We start from the raw sequence: 23,938 nt of genomic DNA on the forward strand, positions 1-23,938 counted from the left end.
GTGATCCGGGTACTTCTGGTGAACGACGCATGTCTGGTGCGGTCTGTCATGGCGGAGTGGCTTCGCCGGGAGCCCGACCTGAGGGTGTACGACACGCCGTGGCGCGGCGCGGCGGCACGGGCGCGTACCGTACGGCCCGACGTCTGCGCCGCCGACCTCGACCACGCCGACGCGCACGGGCTGCCGCCGCTGGGCGACCTGTGCCCGCGCGGGACGATCGCCGGCCCGCCCCGCCTGCTGGTCCTGACCGGCGCGGACCGCCCCGGGCTGTTACGCCGGGCCATCGAGGCGGGGGCGCTCGGCTACGTCGACAAGAAGGGCTCGCCGGACCGGCTGGTGCACGGCATACGCCGGGTCGCCGCGGGGGAACGTTTCGTCGACGACTCGCTGGGCTTCGGCTTCGTCAAGGCCGCCGAGATGCCGCTCACCCGGCGCGAGCTGAGCGTGCTGTCACTGGCAGCGGAGGGCGCCTCCGTCGCCGAGATAGCCGGCAGCCTGCACCTGTCCCACGGGACCGTGCGCAACTACATGGCGGCCATCACTCGCAAGACCGGGGCGCGCAACCGCATCGACGCGATCAGAATCTCGCAGGGGGAGGGGTGGCTGTGACCCGGGCGACGCCTGTGGCCGCGGGGGCGGCGGCCGGGGGCGGCGGGGGCGACCAGTCGCCGACCAGCTCGCGGTAGAGCGGCGAGCGCGACAGCAGCTCCTCGTGCGTGCCGTACGCGGTGTCCAGCCCGTCCATGACCAGGATGCGGTCCGCGCGCCGTGCCGAGCTGACCCGGTGGGCCACGATCACCAGGGTGCCGCCGGGCCGGGCGGCGAAGGCGCGCTCCGCGCGGGCCTCGGCCTCCGGGTCCAGATGGCAGGTCGCCTCGTCGAGCAGGGCGAGGGGAGCGGGGGACAGATAGGCGCGGGTGAGCGCGATCAGCTGGCGCTCGCCCGCGGACAGCGCCGCCGGGTCCACGGGCGCGGCCGGGCCGCCGAGGCGGTGCAGCAGCCCGGTCAGGCCGACCGCGTCGGCGGCGGCGAGCAGTTCCGCCTCCGGCACGGGGCCGGGGCGCAGCTGGGAGAGGTTCTCGGCGAGGGTGCCGGAATGGACGTACGCCTCCTGCGGGATGAGCACCCGCCGCGCGGCCGCCGCCGCCCCCGGCACGGGCGACCCGTACACCCTGATCTCGCCCCGGGCCGGCTCCAGCAGCCCGGCCACCAGCGCGGTCAGCGTCGACTTCCCGATCCCGCTCGGCCCGACGACCACCAGATGGCCCCCGTGCGGCACGACCAGATCGAAGTCCCGCAGCACGGGCTCGCTGTGCGGCCCGTACGCGAAGGTGACGCGGGAGAGCGAGAGCGCGGGCCCCGGAGGCCGCCCCGAGGGCCCACGGGGGTCGATTCGTGGCGGAGTTCCGGCGCTGCGACCCGCCTCGAACGTCGATTCCCGGCCGTCCGGGGAGAGGCGCCGGGCGCCGGGCGCCGGGCGGTCCGCGGCGGACGGACGAGGCCTGGGGACGGACGGTCCGGCGGGCGCGTGCGGCGGGAGCAGACGGCGCAGGACGACCGTGAGACGCGCGCCGCTGGTGCCGAGTCCGTGGATCAGGTTGTGCAGGGCGGGCAGCAGTGACTGGGTGACATAGGCGAGGGCGCCGACCAGGCCGCCCGGAGTGACGTCGTGGGCCAACAGCCAGGGCGCGGCGGCCAGCAGCAGCACCACGGGCAGCTGGCCGCCCAGTGCCAGGGACGCCACCCGGACGACACCCCAGTGGGCCAGCGCCCGTGCCGCCCGGCGCTCCGCAGCCACGCACCGACCGACGCCCGCCGCGATCCGTTCCTCCGCGCCGGACGCCGTCACGTCCCGCAGCCCCGGCGACACCGCGCTCAACTGCTCCGCCAGCGCCTCGTCCGCCACCAGGTACTCCTCCTGCCGCCGGGCCAGCGGCCGCAGCGTCGCCGCGAACACCACGACCCCGGCGAACAGCGGCGGCGCGACGACCAGCAGGAGCAGCGGCGCCAGCGAGAACAGCCCGACGAGAGCGCCGGCCGTGGCGACCAGGAAGGACCGGGAGACCAGCACCAGCCCGGCGAAGGTGTCCCGGGCGATCTCCACCTGCTGGGTCAGCCGCGACAGCGCCCCGCTGTCCGCCTCCCGCACCCCGCGCGCCGCCACCCGCCGCACCAGCCGGTCCCGGAACGGCTCGACCAGCGCCGCCACCGCCCGGTAGACCCGGCCGGTGCCGTAGGCGCCCGCGACGACCCCGAGCCCGGCCACCCCCAGCCAGGCCAGGCCGGCGCCCGCCCGCCCGGCCAGGAACCCGTCGTCCAGGGCGCGGGCCAGGGCGTAGCCGAGCAGGAACGTCTGCCCGGTCTCCAGCACCGACCACCCGCCCAGCCGCACCAGCTCGCGTCCGTGGCCGTGCAGGAAGCGCAGGGCGCGGGGCATGCGCCGGGCGGCGCGGGGTTCTCGTGTCACGGGCGGGCTCCGTTCGCCGGGTGGGGTGAGGCGGTGACGGGGGGTGGGGCGTGCGTGGCGTCGGCCGCACGGGTCGCCTCCGCCGCGCGCGTCGACGCTGTCGGGCCGTTCGCCACCTCGTCCCTCCCGTCGGTACCGCCGTCCGATCCGTCGGCACGGCTGATCGGGTCGGCGCCGCTGATCGGGTCGGTGTCGCCGGACACGGCGGCACCTTCGGCGCCGACGCCTCCGTCGACGCCTTCCGTCGCCGCCGCGCCCCTCACCCCCTCCGCGTACTCCCCGAACACCCGCCGGTACTCCGGCTCCCGCCACAGCCGCGCGTGCGGGGCGACCGCGCGCACCCGGCCGCCGTCCAGCCAGGCCACCGCGTCGGCGCGGGCCGCCGTGGCGGCGCGGTGGGCGACCACCAGGCGGGTGGCGGCGACGTCGCCCTCGGTCAGGGCGCGGGTGATGCGGTGCTCGGTGATCGTGTCCAGGCTGGAGAGCGCGTCGTCCAGGACGAGCAGCCGGCCGCCGTGCGCGAAGGCGCGGGCCAGGCCCAGCCGCTGGGACTCGCCGCCCGAGCGGGGCGTGTCGGCCAGGGCGGTGGCGTAGCCCTCGGGCAGCCGGCGGACGAAGGCGTCCGCGCATGCCGTACGGGCCGCCTGCCGGACCCGGGCGGGCGGGGGCGTGTCCACGCCGAGGCCGATCGCGTCCTGGACGGTCGTGCCGAGCAGCACCGGCCGCTCGAAGGCGTAGCCGACCGCGCGCCGCAGCTCGTCGTGGGCCAGCTCGGGCAGTGGTACGCCGTCCAGCAGCACCTCCCCGGCGTCCGGGTCGGCCAGGCGTCCGGCCAGGGCGGCCAGCAGTGACTTGCCCGCGCCGGACCGGCCGACCACCGCGAGGGTCGTACCCCCGGGCACGGTGAGATCTACGCCGGCCAGCACCGTACGGTCGCCGCGCCGCGCGGTCACCCCGCGCAGCTCCAGACGGCCCGGCCCCGGCGGCAGCGGACGGCTGCCGTGGACGGGCGCGGGCTCGGCCAGGATCTCGCCGAGGCGTCCGGCCGCCGCCCGGGCCCGGACCAGCGCGGCGAGCTGCCCGACCAGCACCCCGGCGCCGGTCGCCAGGACCGCGTACCGGGAGGCGGCCAGCACCTCGCCCACGGTCAACCGGTGCCGGGCCAGCAGCAGCCCGGCGACGGCGACGACGGCCAGTTGCAGCAGCGGGGCCACGGCGACCGCCCGGGCGGCGGCCCGGCCCTGTGCCCGCCACATCAGCCTTCCTGCCCGGGACAGTTCGGGCAGCGGCCGCAGGACGCGGGCCGTCTCCCGGTCCTCGGTCCCGGCCGCCCGGATCGTACGGGCGCCGCCGACGGCCTCCGCGAGCGCCGCCGCGATCCGCCCCTGCACGCGCTGGTACTCGGCCACGCACGCCGAGGAGTCGCGGGCGAAGGCGCGCAGCAGCAGGGCGAGCAGCGGCGCGCCGGCCAGGAACACGGCGGCGAGCCAAGGATCGATGAGACCGAGCGCCACCACACCGCCGACCGGGCCCGCCAGGGCGGCGGCCGAGGCGGCCAGCGCGGTGGGCGCCGTCCCGGCCTGCGCCGCGCTGCCCACGAGCCGGGCTACCAGCTCGCCGGACCCGAAGCGGGCGGTGGCGCGCGGGCCGAGCGCGAGCACGTGCCCGGTCAGCCGCCCGCGCAGCCAGGCGGTGGCCCGCGCGTCGGTGGTGCCGTGGAGCACCGCCTCCGCCATGTCGAGGAGCGCGAGCAGCAGGACGAGCCCGGCGGAGTACGCCACCCAGCGGCCGGCCGGGGCGCGGGTGAGCAGCAGATCGAGGGTACGGCCGAGCACGGCGGGCAGCAGCAGCCCGGCCCCCGCCGCCCCCACACCCACCAGACACAGCAGGGCGCACCGCACGGCACTGTGCCGCACGGCCGCGCGCAGCAGAGCCCGGCCCGGCCCGGTTCCGCCGGTCTCCCCGGCGCGGGGCACGGCCGCGTCGGCGGCGGCCGACGCGCCGACGGGTGCCGCCGCGGGGGCGGGCGGCATTACGGGGGCGGCAGTCGGGCGGGCGTGCGGTGCGGTCCCGGGGGCGGCGGTCCCGGGGGCTCGCAGCGCCGCAGGGGCGGGCGCCGGCTCAGCGGCGCGCCGGGGCTCGGCGGTACGCGGCGGCCCGAGCCCGGTCGACGGCTCCCGGGCGGACGCCGCCTCGGACCTGGACCTCGCATCGCGGTCAGGCACGGCCCCCGAGCCGGCGCGCTTGCCGCCCTTCCCGGTGCGGGTCGCCGCCTCCTGGGCCGTGACCGCTCTGCCGCGCGGCGTCGCCGCAGGCGCGGGAGGCGGCTCGAAGGCGGACGTCGTCGCGAGGCCGGGGGCCGCCTCCAGGCCAGGCGCCGGCCCGGGACCAGGCGCCGGCCCGGGACCAGGCGCCGGCCCGGGACCAGGCGCCGGTGCGAGCCCGGCCGACGGCTCCCGGGCCGGCGCCTCGGACCCGGGCGGCGTTTCGGACCCGGGTGCCGTCTCCGGGCCGGGCACCGGCCCGCGGCCGTGCGGAGACGGGGGGCTCGGCAGCGGCTCGCGGCCGGGTGACGTCTCGCGCCTGGCCGGCCGCTCGCGGCGGGGCGGCGTGGCGAAGCCGGGCGGCGGTTCGGTGCCGGACGGCGTGGCGGAGCCTGGCGGCCGTTCCGGGCCGGACCGCGGCTCGCGGCCGTGTCGCGGTCCGGGGCCGGACGGCCGTTCGGGCCTGGGTGGCGGCGTCATACGGCGGGGCCTCGCATCCTGGGGCGGACATGGGGCTCCGGGCGGCCCTCCCCCTCGGGGAGAGTCGCCCGGAGCCGGCGAGTCACGAGGTCCGTCAGAGACAGAGCAGGACGCTCGCGGCGCTGACGCAGGACAGCAGGCTGACGGTGCTCGCGCCGCCGCCGCCGTTCAGCTCGTCGGACTCCATCGTCTGCAGGTCGAGAAGGGCCATGTCATGTCCTTTCGGTAGGCGTCCCGGTAAACCCTTGCTGGGGACGGGGGTTGTGTCACGACTCCGCGTGGTCGCGGGGCCGCGTCTGTGAGGGCCGCCCGAGGGGCGGCAGGAACGGCAGCCGGGCGGGCCGCTCGCCGTCGAGTGCCGCCGCGAGAGCGAGCAGGCACCCGGCCGTTCCGGTGGCGAGGTCCATGGAGAGCCGCATCATCTGGTGGCCGGGGAAGGCCAGTTGGCCCTGGTACGACATCGCGTACCAGCCGAGTGCGGCGACCTGTTCGGTCAGCCGCCGCTCGGTGACGCCCGGCGCGGTGGTGCGGCTGAGGTGCAGGATCATTCCGGCGCGGCCCTGGAACAGGCCGGGCTGCGCGTAGAAGCGTGAGGTGGCGGCGGTGAGGATGCCGGCGCGGGCCTGCTCGAACTCCTCGTCGGCGACGTGCGCAAGGCAGTCGTCCAGGACCATCCCGATGCCCACGCTGCCGTCGCCGAGGTAGGGCAGGGTCCGCCAGCCCTCGTCGACCTCCAGGCCGTCGCCGCTCTTCTGCCGCACGCACTGCGCGAGGTCCCGGCGCAGCGCGACCACCGCGGCGTCCAGCCACTCGCGCTCGCCGGTCAGCTCGAAGTGCCGCAGCAGGAACAGCGCCGGTCCGCTCGCGCCCCGCAGCAGCCCGGCCCGTTGCCGGGGAGTGTCCGCGACCGGCTCGGCGAGCCGGTCGGCGAGGATGCGGGCGGCCTCACCGGCCCGTGCACGCAGCTCCTTCTCGCCGGTCGTCCCGGCCAGGCCGTCGAGGACCAGACCGAGTCCGGCGAGCCCGCCGCGCAGGTCGGAGGAGAGGTTCTGCCACCGTTCGCGGAGGATGCCGTCCACCAGGTCCAGGGCGCGCTGCCGGTGGCCGAGCCGGTCCAGGACGTGGGCGACGCCCGCGAGTCCGTCGTACAGGCCGAACGGGGTGCCCGCCGGGGGCGGCGCGGTGCGGGCCAGCAGCCAGCGTTCGCCCTCCTCGTAGCGTTCGGCGCCGCACTCGGCCAGCGTGTGCAGCACGCCGGCCGCGCCGTGTGCGAGACCGAGTCCGCCGCCGTCGGAGAACTGCGCGATGTCGCCCGGGAAGAGCCGGTCGGCGCGTTCCGGGGTGGCCGAGGCGAGGATCGCCTTGACCATGGAGTCACGGCTGTAGGGCCAGTCGGCCGGGTCCACGAACGAGGCGGCCCGGGCGGTCACGGCGTCCGGCGAGGGCACACGCCCACCGGCCGTCCTGCCCACAGGCCCGCCGGGCGCCGAGCCCGCGCGGCCCGTCCGCTCGTCCCGGTCCGCCGCGTCCCGTACGCCGTCGTCGTCCCCGCCCGCGCCGTCGTCCCCCGGACGGCGGACCTCGCGGGTGATCTCCGCGACCGCCTCCGCGAGAAACTCCCGCGGCACGTCCGGGAACTGCTCGGCGATCACCTCCGCCAGATGCGCCGCCTTGCCCCGGTCGACCACGAACAAGGTCGTCACCGGCAGGAACAGGGCGAGCCGCAGACACGCCAGGGCGTAGCGGTCCACATCGGGGCCGGTGCGGTCCGGCGGGGCGAAGAAGCCCGGGTGGGCGACCACCTGCCGGCCGTTCTCCGCGGCCGGCGCCGCCGCCTCGAAGTCGAGCAGCGACACCGACTCGTCGTCGGGGCCGACCATGATGTTGAACACGTGCAGATCGTTGAAGACGATCCCCCGCTCATGAACCGCCGCCACCGCCCGCTCCACCGCGCCGTGGACGCGCAGCGCCCACGCCGTGTACGCGGCGACGGCCTCGGGGTCGGGGTCCGGGGTGAGCAGCGGATGCCGTTCGCCGAAGTAGGAGTTGAGGGGCTTGCCGTCCAGGAAGTCCATGACCAGGAAGCGGTGCTCGCCGAGGGCGAACCAGTCCCGCACCTCCGGCACGACCCCGGTCCCGGCGACCCGCTCCAGCGCGGCCTTCTCCCGTTCGAGGCGGGTCACCGCGTCGGCGCCGTCGGCCGCCAGGCCCGCGTGCGGCCGGCCCTCCTTGAGGACCACCCGCCGCCCGTCGCGGGTGTCGGTGCCCGCGTACACCCCGCCGCCGTTGGAGAAGTGCAGCGCCTTCTCGATGCGGTACGGCAGTTCGCCGACCGTCGTCGTGTTGCGCGCCGCCAGGTGCGGCTCCAGGAAGGACGGCAGCGTCACCCACTCGGGGACCTGGAAGGACGGCGCCCGCCGGTCCGCGACCAGCCGCCCCTCGCCGTCGCGCACCGCCGGCACCAGCGAGCCGCGCTCGTCCACGACGAAGACCCGAGCGAAGGCGCCGTAGCGGACGTACAGCGGTCCCTCGCCCCAGCGCAGGTCGGTGAGGATGTACGGCCCCTCGAAGCCCTCCAGGAGCGCGCCCAGCTCGCGCAGCACCTGGTGCAGCCGCTCCTCGTCGGCCGGGTACAGCGTGACGAACTTGCCGCTGGTGTCGCGGCCCGCGTACTTGGTGTTGCGCAGGTGCAGCAGATGCGGCCCGGGGACGAACTTGAACGGGATCCGGCGCGGTACGCAGTAGTCCCAGACGATCGAGGCGATCTCGTCGGCGTTCGCGCGGGTCGCCGAGGCATGCACCTTCCAGCCCTGCGCGGGGCCGGGCTCGGGCCGGCCGTCGGGGCCCAGCGGGGTGAGGGTCAGCCAGTCGCCGATCCGTGCCGCGTCCCACCCCTCGGGCGCCGCGCGCCGGGCGGTCTCGTACAGCGGCGCGGCGGTCCGCTCTCCCCCGGACAGCCGGTCGGGCGTCTCGTAGAAGTGCGGATCGGCGAGCGCGTACACCTCGTAGCGCTGGTCCATGTCCGTTCCCCCTCCCTGGTCGGCACCGAGCCTTCCAGCCGGGCGGGGGCCGCCGACAGTCACGACTGTCACCAGACCACCGTGCAGAACGCACGCGTCAAGATCTGTTCGAAAGGACGGCCCCGGTGCCGTTCGAAGCCCCGGCGGACGGGAGCCCGGTCCGCCGGACACGCCCGCCGGACCGGGCGGAACCTGCTGTCACAGGGGCTGCGCCCGGCCGCGAGACGCGCTGTAATGGCCAACGTGGTCAGTGAGGGCACTACGGCACGCGGAACGAGGACTTCGCGGCTGACACGTGCCGAACTCGCCCTCGCGACGCTGGCCGCCGGGCCGCCCGCCCCGGAGCGGACGCACAGCCTCCTGGAACAGGCCCTCGTCTTCACCGGCGCCGCCTTCGCGGGCCTCTACACCCCCGGCGGCGGCGACGCGCTGTGCCTGGCGGACGCCGCCGGAGTGCCGCGCACCCTCTACGGGCTGCGCGACACCTACTCCCTGACCGGGCAGTCTCCGCCGGCCGACGCGCACCGCACCGGCCGGCCCGTGTGGCTGGGACCCGAGGAACTCGCCGCCGGGGCCGACTCCCGGCGGATGCCCGCCGGCGACGTCTCCCTGGCCGCACTGCCCCTGACCGGGGAGGCCGGCGGCTGCCTGCTCGCCGTCACCGAGCGCCCCGGGGGCTTCGACGACGAGGACCGCGCCTGCCTCCGGCTGGTCGCCGAGGCCGTCGCCTGCCCCGCGCCCGCGCCCGCGCGCGCCCCGCGCGTCGGCGAGCTGCCGCCGGGCGGGTTCGGCCTCGCCATGGACACCGGGCGCGTCGACGTGGACGACGACGTCCTCGGCCTGTTCGGCATCGACCGCGCCGACTTCGACGGCAAGGTGGAGACGCTGCTCGCCCGGACCGTGCCCGACGACCTGCCCTCGCTGATGTCCGTGGTCGAGGCCGACCACATGTCCATCGGCGAACGCGAGCTGGAGTTCCGCGTCGTGAGGCCCACCGGTCCGCCGCGCTGGCTGCGGCTGCGCGGCCGGCTGCTGCCCGGCGGCGAGGGCCGTCCCGCCCGCCTGGTCGGCACCGTCGCCGACGCCTCCGCGCTGCGCTCCGGGGTCACCGACGTCGCCCGCGTCCAGCGGCTCGCCGCCGCCCTGGCCACCGCCGGCACCGTGCGCGACGTCAGCCAGGCCGTGGTGGCCGCGCTGCGCAGACCGCTGCGCGCCGACCGGATCGCCCTCGCCGAGCTGGAGAACGACCGGCTCGTCGTCACCGTCCTCGACCCGCCCGAACCCGAGGCCTGGCCCGAACTGTGGCGCCTGGAGTGGCGCAGCGAGTGGCCCGACGCGCCCGTGCGGGCCATGCCGACGCTGGCCGCCGCGCTGCGCGAGGGCCGGGCCAGCATCTGGCCCGCCGGGACCGCCCTCGAACCCGCCCTCGCCGAGGTCGGCCCGGGCGGCCTCGCGGTGCTGCCGCTGCCCGCCGACGGCCGGATGGCCGGCGCCTGCCTGATCGGCTGGGACACCCCGCACGACTTCGGCCCCGACGAACGCGCCCTGCTCACCGCCTCCGCGGGCCTGGCCGGGCAGGCCCTGATGCGCGCGCACGCCTTCGACGCCGAACACGAACTCGTCGCCACCCTCCAGCGCACCCTGTTGCCGCGCCGGCTGCCCGGACTCCCCGGCGCCGAGGCCGTCGCCCGCTACCTGCCCGCCACCGCGGGCCTGGAGGTCGGCGGCGACTGGTACGACGTGATCCCGCTGCCCGACAACCACGTCGCCCTCGTCATCGGCGACGTCCAGGGCCACAGCGCGGGCGCCGCCACCCTGATGGGCCAGATGCGCACCGCGCTGCGCGCCTACGCCGTCGAGGGACACCCGCCGGACGTCGTCGTCTCGCACGCCAACCGGCTCCTGCTGGACATGGAGACCGACCTCTTCGCCACCTGCGCCTACGTCGACGTCGACATGGAGGCCGGCAGCGCCTGGTGCGTACGGGCGGGACATCTGCCGCCGGTGCTGCGTCACCCGGACGGCGGTACCGAGATCGTGCCGTCGGAGGGCGGGCCGCCCCTCGGCGTGCAGAGCGAGGCCGACTTCCCGATGACGCCGATCAGGCTCCAGTCCGGCACCGTGCTCGCGCTGGCCACCGACGGCCTCGTGGAGTCCCCGGACGCCGACATCGACGTGGGCATCGACCGGCTCGCCCGCGGCCTGGCCGGCGCCGACCCCGGCCACCTCGGCCTGGTCGCCGACGCGCTGCTGACCGGCGCCCGTCGCGACGACGACATCGCCCTCCTCCTGATGCGCTACGACGGCCTGGCCGTACGCCCGCTGCGGGAGAGCTGGACGGTGTGGCGGGTCCCCGAGGCGGTCCGGCACGCCCGCCGCTTCACCCGGCGCACCCTGCGCGCCTGGGGCGTGACCGAGGAGACCGACGCCGCCCTGCTCATCGTCTCGGAACTGGTCACCAACGCCCTCGTGCACACCGAGGGCCAGGTCCGCCTGGACCTGACCCTCGTCAACCACCGGCTGCGCATCGCCGTGGCGGACGGTTCGCCGCGCACCCCGGTGAAGCCGCCCGGCATCGGCTGGGAGGCCACCGGGGGCCGGGGCGTCTACCTCGTCGAGGCCCTGTCCGCGGCCTGGGGCACCCTTCCGGTGGGCGGCGGAAAACAGGTGTGGTGCGAGCTGCCGCTGCGGGGGTGAGCGGACCGGGCGTGTCGACGCACAGGTGTGACGGCACGGGCGTGCCATCGACCAGGTGTGTCGCGGTGCGGACGTTCCCCCGCGTGGGTGTGCCGTCGCGCGGCCCGGGTCTCGAGTCGCCGCACACACCCGCGGTGCTTACGGTCGTTAGGTGTCCCACACTTTCGAAGAACTGGTGGCCAAGCAGCGGGCGGCCGACGAGGCGCACACCCGCGTCGAGCACCTGCGCGACATGTACGGGCCGCCCGCGCAGGTGCGGTGGACCGCGTTGCAGAGCGAGACGTACGAGACGGCAGTCCGGGCCTGGCGCGACCTCGCCCGCGACCTCCAGGCCGCCGTGGCCGACTACGCGCACACCGCGGGCAGACCCCGCGCGGACATCGAGACGGAGGTCGCGCGGGCCGCCTCCCCGGACGGCGGCTGAACGTCCCGGACCGCGGGCCCCGACAGGTATCCGCCGGTCGCGGGCGGGTACCCGGTGCGCATGGACACCAGCGGGTACGTAATGGCGGCGGGCACGGGCTCGGTCGTCGGGACTCTCCTCGTGGTCATCGGCGGTCTGGTCGTCGTCGGCCTGCTGATCTGGGCCGTACGGCTCGGCATCAAGGTCAAGCAGCGCGAGCCGAGGACCCCCAGGGGCGGCGAGCATCCGACACGGCCGGACTCCGGGCCGGTGCACGAGACCCATCAGCGGCGCGAACCGGACGAGGTGCCGCGGGCCGAGGAGACCGGCCGGCGCCTGTCCCCGCACGAACTGGGCTCACCCGGCAGCAGACGCAGCGAGAACCAGGACCGGCCGCGCTGGGACCAGGGCTCCAGCGGCTCCTTCGGCAGCGGCGGTTCCGGCGGGTCATGACGGGGCGCACCGGGTTTGCCCGTGGCGCACCCGGGGGACCCGACCGGCCAGGACCGCGGGGTTCCCCCGGACCCCGCACCGCACCGGAAGCAGGAAGTTGATGAGGAGCCGTGACCGCGCACACCCTTGAGGCACCGGCAGTCGACCGCCCGGAGACGGGCTGGGCGCAGGCCCGACGGCAGGGGAAGCAGGGCGTACGCACCTGTCTCCCGGCACTCGGGGAGGAGTGCGGCGACCCCCGGCAGGACCGTACCGGCCCCGAGTGGAACATCGTGCGGGGCGAGGACTGACACACCCGCGCCCGCCTGACGACACGAACGGGGGCGCCCGGCGCACGACGCGCCGGGCGCCCCCGCACACGTGTGTCAGCCGCGGGTCTTGGCCAGCAGCTCCAGGATCTCCGCGGTCGTGCCCGTCTCGCCAAGGCGCGGGAAGATCCGCTCCACGCTGTTGCGGTGGGTCTCCTCGGCCATGTCGCTCATCGCGTCGGTGGCCAGCGTGACGTGGTAGCCGTGCTCGTGGGCGGCGCGCGCGGTGGACTCCACGCCGATGCTGGTGGCGATGCCGGTCAGCACGATCTGCGTCACCCCGCGGCGGCGCAGCTGCACGTCCAGGTCGGTGCCGTGGAAGGCGCCCCAGTTGTGCTTGGTGACGGTGATGTCGCCCGGGTGGCCGGACAGCTCGGGGACGATCACGTCCCAGCCCTCGGGGCGGACGTGGCCGCCCGCGCCGGACATCTCGTTGCGGCCGGGCACGGCGTCCGCGCCGTCGGCGGCGAAGGAGACCCGGACCAGGACGACCGGCAGACCGTGGGCGCGGAAGGCGTCGGCGAGCTCGGCCGACCGCGCGACCACCTCGGAACCCGGGTAGGGGACGGTCGGCGCGGAGGCGATGCCGGCCTGGAGATCGATCACCACGAGGGCGGTGCGCGGGTCGAGGGTGGTGAGTGCCATTGCTCGGGCCTTTCAGAGAGGGGGGAAGGGGTTACGGGTTCGGACTTCTTCGGGGGAGGGGACGGCCGGACGGCGCGTTCAGCCGGTCAGCCGGTCCATCAGGGCCAACGCCTCGATGAGCTTGTGCCGCTCGTCCTCGGTGAACCGTTCGTCCAGGGCCTGGGTCAGCCACTCGGCGCGGATCTGCCGGTTGCCCTCGATACGCTCCCGGCCGCTGTCGGTCAGGGTGACGAGCTGGCGGCGGCCGTCGGCCGGGTCCGGGCTGCGCCGGATCAGCCCGTGCCGCTCCAGGGCGGCGAGGGTCGCGGCCATCGACTGCGGACGGACGCCTTCGGCGGCCGCCAGCGCGCTGGCCGTGGCGGCTCCGTGCTTGCCGACCAGGGTGAGCGCGGAGACCTGGGACGGTGTGAGGTCGTCCTCCTGCGCGACCTCACGAATGCGGCGCCGCAGCCGGCTGAACACCACCCGCAGATCGCGCGCCGCGCGCCCGGCGGAGGCGGAGACGCCCTCGGGCGCCTCGGTGGGCTTCTCGTCCATGCCGCCACCGTAGAACCTTCAACCGAAACTTTCCAGTTGGAACTGAACAGCCTTACCTGAAGATTACCCGCCCCGGCCAGCCGGCCCGCCGTGCCCCCCGGCAGGCGTCCCGCAGTACGCTGACTCCGTGCGCCTGCTCCTCATGTCGGACACCCACCTGCCCAAACGGGCCAAGGAACTTCCGGAGCCGCTGCTCGCCGAACTCCCGCGTGCGGACGTCGTCGTGCACGCCGGGGACTGGGTCGACACCGCCACCCTGGACCTGCTGGAGAGCCGCAGCCGTCGGCTGATCGGCGTCCACGGCAACAACGACGGCCCCGAACTGCGCGCCCGCCTGCCCGAAGTGGCTCGCGCCGACCTCGACGGCGTGCGCCTCGGCGTCGTCCACGAGACCGGGCCGGCCCAGGGCCGCGAGGCGCGCTGCGCCGCCCGCTTCCCCGACCTCGACGTGCTGGTCTTCGGCCACAGCCACATCCCCTGGGACACCGCCGCGCCCACCGGGCTGCGGCTGCTCAACCCCGGTTCCCCGACCGACCGGCGCCGCCAGCCGCACTGCACCTACATGACCGCCGCCCTCGCCGACGGCCGCCTCACCGAGGTCCGGCTGCACCGGCTCCCGCAGCGCCGGACGCGGTGACGGCGGGATCTCCGGGAACGAGGGAGGGCGACCCCGTAGGGGCCGCCCCGCAGTCACTCTTCCCTTTCTCATGTCCGACTTCTCGGCGAGATCCGGGCCGCTCCGTGCGCGGAAGCGGCCCGGAAGCTGCGAGTATGCGCTGTCACGGACCTCCTTCCAGCGGAGATGTGCCGCACATGTGCTGCGGAGGCGTGCATGCCTCATCCGTGCTGGCCCACCTACCCCTCCTGGGTCAACCGAACCACCCGATTCCGGGAATCGGGAAGAAATCCGCACCACTTATGTCACACCGGGCACTCCAGCACAGCCGCACCCAGCGGCCCCAGGGGAGACAGGCCCGGCCGCTCAGCCGTGCCGCAGCCGCCGTACGCCCACGACGAGCAGCGCGACCACCACGGCCGCCCCGACCGCCGCGGCGGCCCGCCTGGCCACCGGCACCCCGGCGACACGCAGCAGATCGATCGGCTCCGACTCGCCGCCGAAGCCCGCCTCGAGGCCGCCGGGACCGTCGGAGCCCGCCGGACCGCGTGCCGCCGCGCCGCCCGCCGCCGGGACCGTGACGGGCTTCGGCTCGGGTCGCGCGACCGCAGTGGGCTCGGGCCCCGTCGCGGTGGGCGTCGCCGTCCCCGCCGGGGGCGCCGTCCCGGCCAGCCGCCGCGACAGACAGTCGGCGAACTGCCCCACCAGCCGGTCGCCGACCTCCGCCAGCACCCCCCGCCCGAACTGTGCCGGGCGGCCGGTCACCGTCAGATCGGTCAGCACCGACACGGCCGTACCGTCCTCGCGCGCCTCCAGAACGCCCGTCACGGCGGCCCGCGCGGTGCCCTGGCCGCGTGTCTCCCGGCCGTTCGCCGCCAGCACCATGCGGTGCGCGGCCTCGTCCTGCTCCTCGAAGACCGCCGTCCCCTTGTACGTCACGGTGATCGGACCCAGCTTGACCTTCACCGACCCGGTCACGGTCTTGCCGTCGTAGTCCTCGACGGTCGCCCCGGGCAGGCACGGCGCGATCCGTTCGATGTCGAGGAGCGCCCGCCAGGCGTCGTCGACCGGGACGGGAACGGTGAACTCGTGGCGCAGTTCCATGGACTTCCTCCTCGCCGTCAGGCGGTCGAACGGTCAGGCGGTCAGGCGGAGCGGACCGCGTGGATGGCGCCCCCGGTCGCGGTCAGCGGCATGCCCGTGCCTCCCCAGCGCAGCGAGATGATCTCGGCCGCGACGGACACGGCCACCTCCTCGGGGGTGCGGGCGCCCAGGTCGAGACCGACCGGCGAGCGCAGCCGGGCCAGTTCGGCCTCGGTCAGACCGGCGTCGAGCAGCCGCTCCAGCCGCTCGTCGTGGGTACGGCGGCTGCCCATCGCGCCGATGTAGGCGGCCGGGCGGCGCAGCGCCTCCTCCAGCAGCGGCACGTCGAACTTCGGATCGTGGGTGAGCACGCAGATCACCGTGCGCTCGTCGGTGTCCGTGCCGCGCAGATAGCGGTGCGGCCAGTCCACGACGACCTCCACCGCGTCGGGGAACCGTTTCGGCGTGGCGAACACCGGGCGTGCGTCGCACACCGTCACCCGGTAGCCGAGGAAGGCGCCGATCCGGGCGACCGCAGCCGCGTAGTCGATCGCACCGAACACCAGCATCCGCGGCGGCGGGGCGAAGGAGTGCAGGAACACGGCGACGGCGTCCTCACGGCGCTCGCCGTGCGCCCCGTAGTGCCGCGTCCCGGTGGCACCGAGGGCGAGTTCGCCGCGGGCGTCGGCGGTGACCGCCACGTCCAGGCCGGGCGTCCCGAGCGTGCCCGTCACCGTGCCGGGCCACACGGCGAGCGTCGCGCCGCGCGGCGCGGGACCGTCGGCCACCGTCGCGACGGTGACCGGTTCCCCGGCCGCCACCGACGCCGCGACCGCCCCGAACGCCGGGTCGGTCTCGGGCGTCACCGGCCGGACCAGCACACTGATCTCGCCGCCGCAGGTGAGGCCGACCGCGAACGCGTCCTCGTCGCTGTACCCGAAGGTCGCAAGGCGCGCCTCGCCGCTCGCCATGACCTCCTGCGCCAGTTCGAAGACCGCGCCTTCCACACAGCCCCCGGACACGCTGCCCACCACCTCGTCGTCCGGGCCGACCGCCATCGCCGCGCCGGGGTCGCGCGGCGCGCTGCGGCTCACCGAGACGACGGTGGCCAGCGCGAAGGGCGCCCGCGCCGCGTGCCAGCGTCCGAGCGCCGGAAGAATGTCACGCACGCTCCACTCCTTCCCGCCCGGCCCGCTCCGGGCCCGCCCGGCCCGGACCGTCACCCGACATCCGTACCTTCCGTCCCGCCGCCCCCACCGCGCCGCCGCACGTCGGTCCCGCCGTCCCTGTCGTCTCCGCCCGCCCTGCACTGCCCGCCGGTCCGTCTCCCGCGCCGCGATCCGTCACCGGCTCCGCCCGTCCCGCGCCGCCGCCCGCTGCCTTGCCCGCCTTGTCCGCGGTGCCCGTCGGACCCGGCCCCGCCCCGCCGACCGCCGCCCCCGCGCCCTCCGCCTCCGCGCCCCGCACCACCGCCGCCAGCCGTTCCAGCGCCGCCAGGCTGTGGCCCTCGACGAACGCATCCACACTCGGCAGAGCCGCCGCCATTCCGGCGGCCAGTGGGGCGTAACCCGGGCGCGCCTTGCGCGGGTTGGCCCACACCACCCGGTGCGCCAGCCGGTGCAGCCGGCGCATCTGGTCGGCGAGCAGCCGCGGATCGCCGCGCTCCCAGCCGTCCGACAGCAGCACGACGACCGCCCCGCGCGCCATGCCCCGCTGCCCCCACCGGTCCAGGAACGCCCGCAGCAGCTCGCCCAGCCGGGTGCCCCCGCGCCAGTCCGGCACCGCCTCGGCCACAGCCGTCATCGCCAGGTCCGGGTCCCGGTGGGACAGCTCCCGCGTCACCCGGGTCAGCCGGGTGCCGACGGTGAACACCTCGGTGCGCCGCCCCCGCACCGCCGCGTGCGCGAACCGCAGCAGCGCGTCGGCGTACGGCGCCATGGAGCCGCTGACGTCCACCAGCAGCACCACCCGCCGGGGCCGCTCCGTACGCGCGTGCCGGCGCAGCAGCGCGGGCTCGCCGCCGCGCCGCAGCAGCTCCCGCACGGTGCGGTGCGGATCGACGGCCCCGCGCCGGGCCGGCCGCCGCCGTGCCCCGCGCCGTGACTCGCCGCGCAGCGCGAACGCCGCCAGCAGCCGCCGTACCTGCGCCCGCTCGGCCGCGTCGAGCCCGGCCACGTCGCGGTGGCGCAGCACCTCGGCCGAGCTGGCGCGGGAGGTGACCGCCGGACCCCGCCGCTCCTCGTCACGGCCGCCGCCGCGGGTCCCGTCGGGCGCCTCCCGCAGCACCGGGCGCAGCCGCGGCCGGGGCGGGGTCCGCACCGGCCGGACGCACGGCCCTCCCGCACCGAAGTACGCGGCGAACACCCGCTCGTAGCGCTCCAGATCGTCCCGGTCGCCGCACAGGGTCAGCCGCCCCGCCCAGTACACGTCGGCCCGCACGCCCGGCCGCAGGACGGCCACCGCGCGCAGGAAGGCGTGCACCCGCTCGGCGCTCACCGCGACCCCGGCCGCCCGCAGCGCCCGTGCGAAGCCGACCAGCACCGCGTCGGCCCCCGACGGGGCCGCGGCGTCGGCCGTCACGGCGGGTGGTACGGAGCCGGACACGTCCCTCACGCCTCCCGCCCCGCGAGGATCGCCGCGAAGTCCAGGCCCCGGGCCCGGTCCGTGTCCTCGCGGTACTTCAGGACCGCGCCGAGCGTGGCCACCGCCAGCTCCGCGTCCACCTCGTCCGCGCCGAGCGCGTCCAGGGCGCGCGCCCAGTCCAGGGTCTCGGCCACCCCCGGCGGCTTCAGCAGGTCCTCGGCGCGCAGCGCCTGCACCAGCGCGGTGACCTGCTCGGCCAGCCGCGCCGACACCCCGGGCAGCCGCCGCCGCACGATGGCCAGCTCGCGGGCGAAGCCGGGATGGTCGAACCAGTGGTAGAGGCACCGCCGCTTCAGCGCGTCGTGCACCTCCCGGGTGCGGTTGGAGGTCAGCACGACCACCGGAGGCACCTCGGCGCGCAGCGTGCCCAGCTCCGGGATCGTCACCTGGAACTCGGAGAGCACCTCCAGCAGGAACGCCTCGAACTCGTCGTCCGCGCGGTCGATCTCGTCCACCAGCAGCACCGACGGCTGCGTCTGGAGTGCGCGCAGCAGCGGCCGGGCGACCAGGAACCGCCGGTCGTACAGCTCGCGCTCCAGCCGCTCGGCGTCCTCGACCCCCGCCGCCTCGGCGGCGCGCAGATGCAGCAGCTGACGCGGGAAGTCCCAGTCGTACAGGGCCTGGGAGGCGTCGATGCCCTCGTGGCACTGGAGCCGGATCAGCGGGGCGTCCAGCGCCTCGGCGAGGGCGGCGGCGAGCGCGGTCTTGCCCACGCCCGCGTCGCCCTCGCAGAAGACGGGCCGGTGCAGCCTGAGCGCCAGGAAGCAGGCGACGGCCAGCCCGTCGTCCACGAGGTACCCGGTCTTCTCCAGGCGGGCGCGGACCTGCTCGGGGCTGTCGACGGCGGTGATCGGCGCTCACCCCGTCCCGGCGGCGGCCAGGACCGCCCGCTCGGTCAGCACCCGCGCCAGGTGCGCCCGGTACTCGGGCGAGGCGGAGGCGTCCCGCGAGGGCCGGGTGCCGTCGGCCGCCGACCCGGCCGCCCGGGCCACGGCCCCGGCGTCCGCCGCCCCGGCCAGCGCCTGTTCGGCCGCCGTGGCCCGCAGCGGGGTCGGGCCCATGTTCGTCAGCCCGATCCGCGCCTCGGCGATCCGCCCGTCCTCGCGCCGCACCAGCGCGGCCACCCCGACCATCGCCCAGGACTGGGAGACCCGGTGGAACTTCTCGTACCGGAAGCCCCAGCCCTCCCGTTTGGGCACCCGCACCTCCACCAGCAGTTCGTCCGGGGCCAGCGCGGTCTGGAGGTAGTCGGCGAAGAACTCGCCCGCCGGGACGCCGCGCCTGCCGTCCGGTCCTACGGCGACCAGTTCGGCGTCCAGGGCGAGGGCGACCGCGGGCAGGTCGCCGGCCGGATCGGCGTGCGCCAGGGACCCGCCCAGGGTGCCCCGGTGCCGTACGGCCGGGTCGGCCACCGTCTCGGTGGCCTGCGCCAGCAGTCCCGCGTACCGCCGCACCAGCGGATCGTGGACCACGTCGTGGTGGGTGGTCAGCGCGCCGATGACCAGTGTGTCGCCGTCCTCGCGCACCCCGCGCAGACCGGGGACGCGCCCCACGTCCACGACGAGTTCGGGGAAGGCTAGTCGCAGCCGCAGCAACGGCAGCAGACTCTGCCCGCCGGCCAGTACCTTCGCCTCCTCGCCCGCCTCGGCGAGGACGCTCACGGCCTCCTCCAGGGTGTCCGGCCGGACGTAGTCGAACGCGGGGGGAATCACTGCGCGGCCTCCTTCCGGTCCGGCCGGCCGGACCCGGCGGCCCGGACCGCCTCCCAGACCCGTTCCGGTGTGCACGGCATCCGTACGTCGGTCACCCCGAACGGGCGCAGCGCGTCCACGATCGCGTTGACCACGGCGGGCGTGGACGCGATCGTGCCCGCCTCGCCGACGCCCTTGGCGCCGAGCGGGTTGGACGTGGCCGGCGTCTCGGTCCGGTCGGTGGTGAACTCGGGCAGGTCCGCCGCCGACGGCACCAGGTAGTCGGCCATCGTGCCGGACACCAGGTTGCCCTCCGCGTCGTAGACCGCCTCCTCGAACAGCGCCTGCGCGATGCCCTGGGCGAGACCGCCGTGCACCTGCCCCTCGACGATCATCGGGTTGATCACCCGGCCCACGTCGTCCACGCACACGTACGACCGGATGCGGGTCTGCCCGGTCTCGGTATCGACCTCGACCGCGCACAGATGGGTGCCGTGCGGGTAGGAGAAGTTCTCCGGGTCGAGCACATGCCCGGCGTTCAGGGTGGGCTCCATGCCGTCGGGCACGTCGTGCGAGGTGAACGTCTCGAAGGCGACCTCCTGGATGGTCCGCCGCGCCTCCGGCGAACCCTTCACCGAGAACACGCCGCCCTTGAACTCCAGGTCGTCCTCGCTGGCCTCCAGCAGATGCGCGGCCACCTTGCGCGCCCTGTCCACCACCTTCTCGGCCGCCCGGTGCACCGCCGCGCCGCCCACGACCAGGGACCGCGAGCCGTAGGTGTCCATGCCCTGCGGGGCGACCAGCGTGTCGCCGTGCACCACCTCGACGTCCTCGAACGGCACGCCGAGCACGTCCGCGGCGATCTGGCTCCAGCACGTCACATGCCCCTGCCCGTGGGGGCTGGTGCCGGTGACCACCTCGACCTTCCCGGTGGGCAGCATCCGGATGCTCGCCGCCTCCCAGCCGCCGGCCGAGTACCTGAGGTCCCGCAGCACCCGGCTCGGCGCGAGCCCGCACATCTCCGTGTACGTCGACACGCCGATGCCCAGCCGGACGGTGTCCCCGCGCTCGTTGCGCTCGCGCTGCTCGGCGCGCAGCTCGTCGTAGCCGAACAGGGCGAGCGCCTTGTCGGTGGCGGCCTCGTAGTTCCCGCTGTCGTAGGTCAGGCCCGCGACCGAGGTGTAGGGGAACTCCTCGTGCCGGATCCAGTTGCGCCGCCGCACCTCGACCGGGTCCAGGCCCACTTCGGCGGCCAGCTCGTCCATGATCCGCTCGATGGCGAAGGTGGCCTCGGGGCGGCCGGCGCCGCGGTAGGCGTCGGTGGGGGTGCGGGTGGTGAACACCCCGGTGCAGGCGAACTCGTAGGAGTCCATCTTGTAGATCGCCGGGTACATGAACGCGCCCAGGATCGGGATGCCCGGCGTCACCAGCATCAGGTACGCGCCCATGTCGGCGAGCAGGTCCACCTTGAGGCCGAGCAGCCGGCCCTCGCGGGTGGCGGCGACCTCCACGTCCTGGATCATGCCGCGACCGTGGTGGGTGGCGAGATAGCCCTCGGAGCGCGACTCGGTCCACTTCACCGGCCGGCCGAGCCTGCGCGCGACCGCCAGCGCGACCGCCTCCTCGCCGTACACCTGGAGCTTGGAGCCGAAGCCGCCGCCCACGTCGGGGGCGACGACCCGCAGCTTCTGCTCGGGCACCCCGCACACCACCGACAGCATGATCCGCAGGATGTGCGGGATCTGCGTCGCCGAGTACACCGTGTACTCGCCGGAGGCGGCGAGCGGGGTGACGACGACCGCGCGCGGCTCCATCGCGTTCGGGATGAGCCGCTGCTGCACATAGCGCCGCTCGAGGACCACGTCGGCGCGCTCCCGGACCGCGGCGAAGTCCTCGCCCGCCTTCAACGGCCAGTCGTAGGCGCGGTTGGTGCCCTTGTCGGCGTGGACCAGCGGGGCGCCCTCGGCGAGCGCGGACTCCAGGTCCAGCACGGGCGGCAGTGGATCGTAGTCGACCTCGATCGCCTCCAGCGCGTCGGCGGCCGCGTACCGGTCGCGGGCCACCACCACCGCGACCGGGTCGCCCGCGTGGCGCACCTCGTCCACGGCCAGCGGCGGATGGTTGGGCAGCACCATGTCCTCGGTGACCGGCCAGGCGCACGGCAGTGGGCCCAGCGCGCCGGCGAGGTCGCGGCCGGTGAACGCGGCGACGACGCCGGGGCGCTCCAGGGCGGGGGAGACGTCCACGCGCTCGATGCGGGCGTGCGCCATCGGACTGCGCAGGAACGCCAGGTGCAGCAGACCGGTGACGGAGATGTTGTCGGTCCAGTTGGTCTGCCCGGTGATCAGCCGGGCGTCCTCCTTGCGTAGCCGGGCCCGGCCGACCTCGCCCTCGGCTGCGTGGACGGTCTGGCCGGTCATGCCGTCACCCCCTGCCCGGACGCGGTCCGCCGGCCGGGGGCACCCGCACCGGGACTCCGTCCGGCGCCCTCCTCGGCGGTGCCGCCGGCGTCCCCGGCGGTGTCCTCGGCAGCCGCGAGCACCGCGCGGACGATGTTCTGGTAGCCGGTGCACCGGCACAGGTTGCCCTCGAGCGCCTGGCGCACCTCGCCGGCGGTGGGGTGGGGGTTCTCGCGCAGCAGATCGCGGGCGGCCATGATCATGCCGGGGGTGCAGTAGCCGCACTGGAGCGCGTGCCGCTCGTGGAACGCGCGCTGGAGCGGCGTCCAGGCACCGTCGCGGGCCAGCCCCTGCACGGTGGTCACCTCGCCGCCGTCCGCCTGGACCGCGAGCACCGTGCAGCTCTTGACGCTCACGCCGTCCAGCTCGACCGTGCACGCCCCGCAGTTGGAGGTGTCGCAGCCGACCGGGGTGCCGGTCAGGCCGAGCCGGTCGCGCAGGTAGTGGACCAGCAGGAGACGGGGTTCCACCTCGTCCTCGTAGACCGTGCCGTCCACCGTGACCGAGATGTGGGTCATGCGTCCTCCAGGGACCGTCCGGGCGTGCGTGAGGGAAGTCAGCGACCGGTGTGGTGTAGGTCACTCTATGACCGAGTCCGGGGCGCGGCGAGCGGTGCGACGGGGCCGGGTCCGGGGCGGGCGGGTCCAGCGGAAGTCCCGATGGTCGGTCGGCAAGGCGTGCAAGGCCCGGGGTGGGCCTCGGCGGTTCTCCGCCCGGAGGACGGTGGCGAGGGGGAGGCCCTCTGTGGAGCCCTGACCTCGATGAGCGGGGGTCTCGAACGCGGTGCCCCTCGGCTCCCCGAGGAGGGCGCGCGACAGGAGGGCCGAAACGGCGTCCGTGCCGGGCCGGCGCCGGGCCGACGGCGTCCGTACGCCGTGCCCCCCGCCGGGACGGCCTCTCGGTGGGTCCCGGGTGTCGGTCCGTCCCGGGTGTCAGACCGTCCCGGCCAGCTCCTCGATCGCGGCCAGCACCGGCGCGACGCCGTCTTCCGCGCGGATACGGACGCCCAGCGCCTCGGCCCGCTCCCGGTGGACCGGGTGGCGGGTGGCCCGTACGAGCGCGGCGGCCAGCGTCTCGGCGGTCAGCCGGCGCAACGGCACGGCGCACGGGGCCACCCCGAGCCGTACCAGCCGGTCGGCCCAGAACCCCTCGTCGAACTGGACCGGCAGGGGCACCGCGGGCACCCCGGCGCGCAGCCCCGCCGCCGTCGTGCCCGCCCCCGCGTGGTGGACGACGGCGGCCATGCGCGGGAACAGCGCCGAGTGCGGCGTCTCGCCGATGGTCAGCATGTCGTCGCCGGCCGCCGCCAGTCCGCCCCACCCGCGCTGCACCACCCCGCGCAGCCCGGCCCGGCGCAGCGCGCGCACGATGGTCCCGCTCAGCCGGCGCGGATCGGGGACGGTGGCGCTGCCGAGCCCGACGAAGACCGGTGGCGGCCCGGCGTCCAGGAACCGCAGCAGTTCCTCGGACAGCGTCTCGTCACGGTCGTACGGCCACCAGTAGCCGCACACCTGGAGCCCGGACCGCCAGTCGCCCGGCCGGGGCACCACCAGCTCGCTGAAGCCGTGGTGCACCGGGCGGCGCAGCCCCGCGCGGATGTGCCAGGGCGTCGCGGCGCGGGCGGCGGGCAGCCCGAGCCGGGAGCGCACGGCGGGCACCGCCGCGGAGAAGACCCGGTCCACGGCGAGGTTCACGCCGTGCCCGGCCAGCCGGTTCGCCGCCGCCCCCCAGTGCCCGCCGCCCAGCAGCGGGGGCGCGAACTCGCGGGTGGGGGAGAGAGGTTGCAGATGGGCGCCCATACTGGGTCTGCCCAGTGCCTCGGCGATGGCGTGCCCGACCGGCCCGAGCGATCCGGACAGCAGCAGGACGTCGTTCTTCTCGGCCGCCGCGACCAGGTCGTCGGTCATCTGCGCGAGGGCCGCCCGGGCCAGCCCGACGGCCCGGACCATCTTGCCCGCACTGGTGGCGCTGCGGTGCAGGCCCCGGCCGCGCGAGGAGTCCAGCTCGGCCCGTGGATCGACCGGCAGCGCGCGGAAGCCGAGGCCCGAGCCCGTGACCAGCGGCTCGAAACACGCGTGGGTGACCAGGGTGACCTCGTGGCCCGCGCGGGCCAGGCCGTGCCCCAGTCCGGTGAACGGGGCGACGTCGCCCCGGGAACCCGCCGTCATGATC

The 23,938-nt window shown here is 76.0% G+C and carries 19 protein-coding genes and 1 pseudogene; 6 read left to right on the forward strand and 14 right to left on the reverse strand.

What is annotated here, in order from left to right; all coding sequences use genetic code 11:
* Nucleotides 1-48: 48 nt before the first annotated feature.
* Complete coding sequence (locus tag AB0N63_RS21630) at nt 49-609, forward strand: response regulator transcription factor (RefSeq protein WP_365530620.1); 561 nt, start codon at nt 49-51, stop codon at nt 607-609.
* On the opposite strand, the gene AB0N63_RS21635 is transcribed toward AB0N63_RS21630, so the two are convergent.
* The 4 genes from AB0N63_RS21635 to lanKC all read right to left on the reverse strand — a co-directional run bounded on the left by AB0N63_RS21635 (nt 578) and on the right by lanKC (nt 8,231).
* A complete protein-coding gene (locus AB0N63_RS21635) occupies nt 578-2,467 on the reverse strand; it encodes an ATP-binding cassette domain-containing protein (protein ID WP_365530621.1) in 1,890 nt (629 codons plus the stop codon). The two genes, AB0N63_RS21630 and AB0N63_RS21635, sit on opposite strands and share 32 nt — an antisense overlap.
* The gene (locus AB0N63_RS21640) at nt 2,464-4,500 is read right to left on the reverse strand and encodes an ABC transporter ATP-binding protein (RefSeq protein WP_365530622.1); all 2,037 of its coding nucleotides are present in this window, start codon (nt 4,498-4,500) and stop codon (nt 2,464-2,466) included. The genes AB0N63_RS21635 and AB0N63_RS21640 overlap by 4 nt, the downstream gene beginning before the upstream one ends.
* Before the next feature lie 805 nt (nt 4,501-5,305).
* Complete coding sequence (locus tag AB0N63_RS21645; protein WP_019983510.1) at nt 5,306-5,422, reverse strand: SapB/AmfS family lanthipeptide; 117 nt, start codon at nt 5,420-5,422, stop codon at nt 5,306-5,308.
* A 55-nt stretch (nt 5,423-5,477) separates the two neighbouring features.
* Nucleotides 5,478-8,231, reverse strand: coding sequence for a class III lanthionine synthetase LanKC (gene lanKC / locus AB0N63_RS21650; RefSeq protein ID WP_365530623.1), 2,754 nt, complete (start codon nt 8,229-8,231; stop codon nt 5,478-5,480).
* A gap of 234 nt (nt 8,232-8,465) precedes the next feature.
* Between lanKC and AB0N63_RS21655 the strand changes: the two genes are divergently transcribed.
* From AB0N63_RS21655 to AB0N63_RS21670, 4 genes are all read left to right on the forward strand, one after another.
* Nucleotides 8,466-10,928, forward strand: coding sequence for a SpoIIE family protein phosphatase (locus AB0N63_RS21655; RefSeq protein WP_365530624.1), 2,463 nt, complete (start codon nt 8,466-8,468; stop codon nt 10,926-10,928).
* A gap of 151 nt (nt 10,929-11,079) precedes the next feature.
* Complete coding sequence (locus tag AB0N63_RS21660; RefSeq protein WP_365530625.1) at nt 11,080-11,352, forward strand: hypothetical protein; 273 nt, start codon at nt 11,080-11,082, stop codon at nt 11,350-11,352.
* Between the two features lie 60 nt (nt 11,353-11,412).
* Complete coding sequence (locus tag AB0N63_RS21665; RefSeq protein WP_365530626.1) at nt 11,413-11,784, forward strand: DUF6479 family protein; 372 nt, start codon at nt 11,413-11,415, stop codon at nt 11,782-11,784.
* 110 nt (nt 11,785-11,894) lie between these two features.
* Entirely contained in the window at nt 11,895-12,074 is a 180-nt protein-coding gene (locus AB0N63_RS21670) for a hypothetical protein (RefSeq protein ID WP_365530627.1), read from the forward strand.
* Nucleotides 12,075-12,149: 75 nt separating this feature from the next.
* Here AB0N63_RS21670 and AB0N63_RS21675 read toward each other — a convergent pair whose 3' ends face one another.
* Together AB0N63_RS21675 and AB0N63_RS21680 are read right to left on the reverse strand one after the other, a co-directional pair.
* Complete coding sequence (locus AB0N63_RS21675) at nt 12,150-12,737, reverse strand: hydrolase (RefSeq protein ID WP_365530628.1); 588 nt, start codon at nt 12,735-12,737, stop codon at nt 12,150-12,152.
* A 78-nt stretch (nt 12,738-12,815) separates the two neighbouring features.
* A complete protein-coding gene (locus AB0N63_RS21680) occupies nt 12,816-13,274 on the reverse strand; it encodes a MarR family transcriptional regulator (protein WP_365530629.1) in 459 nt (152 codons plus the stop codon).
* A 127-nt stretch (nt 13,275-13,401) separates the two neighbouring features.
* Here AB0N63_RS21680 and AB0N63_RS21685 point away from each other — a divergent pair, with 127 nt between their 5' ends.
* The gene (locus tag AB0N63_RS21685; RefSeq protein ID WP_365530630.1) at nt 13,402-13,911 is read left to right on the forward strand and encodes a metallophosphoesterase; all 510 of its coding nucleotides are present in this window, start codon (nt 13,402-13,404) and stop codon (nt 13,909-13,911) included.
* Nucleotides 13,912-14,256: 345 nt separating this feature from the next.
* On the opposite strand, the gene AB0N63_RS21690 is transcribed toward AB0N63_RS21685, so the two are convergent.
* The 8 genes and pseudogenes from AB0N63_RS21690 to AB0N63_RS21725 form a co-directional block, all read right to left on the reverse strand.
* Nucleotides 14,257-14,994: an SRPBCC family protein gene (locus AB0N63_RS21690; RefSeq protein ID WP_365530631.1), complete on the reverse strand. Its 738-nt coding sequence runs from the start codon at nt 14,992-14,994 to the stop codon at nt 14,257-14,259.
* 41 nt (nt 14,995-15,035) lie between these two features.
* Entirely contained in the window at nt 15,036-16,142 is a 1,107-nt protein-coding gene (locus AB0N63_RS21695) for an XdhC/CoxI family protein (RefSeq protein WP_365530632.1), read from the reverse strand.
* Nucleotides 16,143-16,428: 286 nt separating this feature from the next.
* A pseudogene (locus AB0N63_RS21700) lies at nt 16,429-17,553 on the reverse strand (VWA domain-containing protein); the annotation flags it as partial.
* A gap of 29 nt (nt 17,554-17,582) precedes the next feature.
* A complete protein-coding gene (locus AB0N63_RS21705; protein WP_365530633.1) occupies nt 17,583-18,407 on the reverse strand; it encodes a MoxR family ATPase in 825 nt (274 codons plus the stop codon).
* Nucleotides 18,408-18,473: 66 nt separating this feature from the next.
* Nucleotides 18,474-19,328, reverse strand: a complete 855-nt coding sequence (locus tag AB0N63_RS21710; RefSeq protein WP_365530634.1) for a xanthine dehydrogenase family protein subunit M — start codon at nt 19,326-19,328, stop codon at nt 18,474-18,476.
* Complete coding sequence (locus AB0N63_RS21715; RefSeq protein WP_365530635.1) at nt 19,325-21,727, reverse strand: xanthine dehydrogenase family protein molybdopterin-binding subunit; 2,403 nt, start codon at nt 21,725-21,727, stop codon at nt 19,325-19,327. Before AB0N63_RS21715 ends, AB0N63_RS21710 begins: the two co-directional genes overlap by 4 nt.
* Nucleotides 21,724-22,284, reverse strand: a complete 561-nt coding sequence (locus AB0N63_RS21720) for a (2Fe-2S)-binding protein (RefSeq protein WP_365530636.1) — start codon at nt 22,282-22,284, stop codon at nt 21,724-21,726. The genes AB0N63_RS21715 and AB0N63_RS21720 overlap by 4 nt, the downstream gene beginning before the upstream one ends.
* 414 nt (nt 22,285-22,698) lie before the next feature.
* Complete coding sequence (locus tag AB0N63_RS21725) at nt 22,699-23,934, reverse strand: glycosyltransferase (RefSeq protein WP_365530661.1); 1,236 nt, start codon at nt 23,932-23,934, stop codon at nt 22,699-22,701.
* Nucleotides 23,935-23,938 lie beyond the last annotated feature (4 nt).

The organism is Streptomyces sp. NPDC093260, from assembly GCF_040683715.1.
Taxonomy (GTDB): Bacteria; Actinomycetota; Actinomycetes; order Streptomycetales; family Streptomycetaceae; genus Streptomyces; species Streptomyces sennicomposti.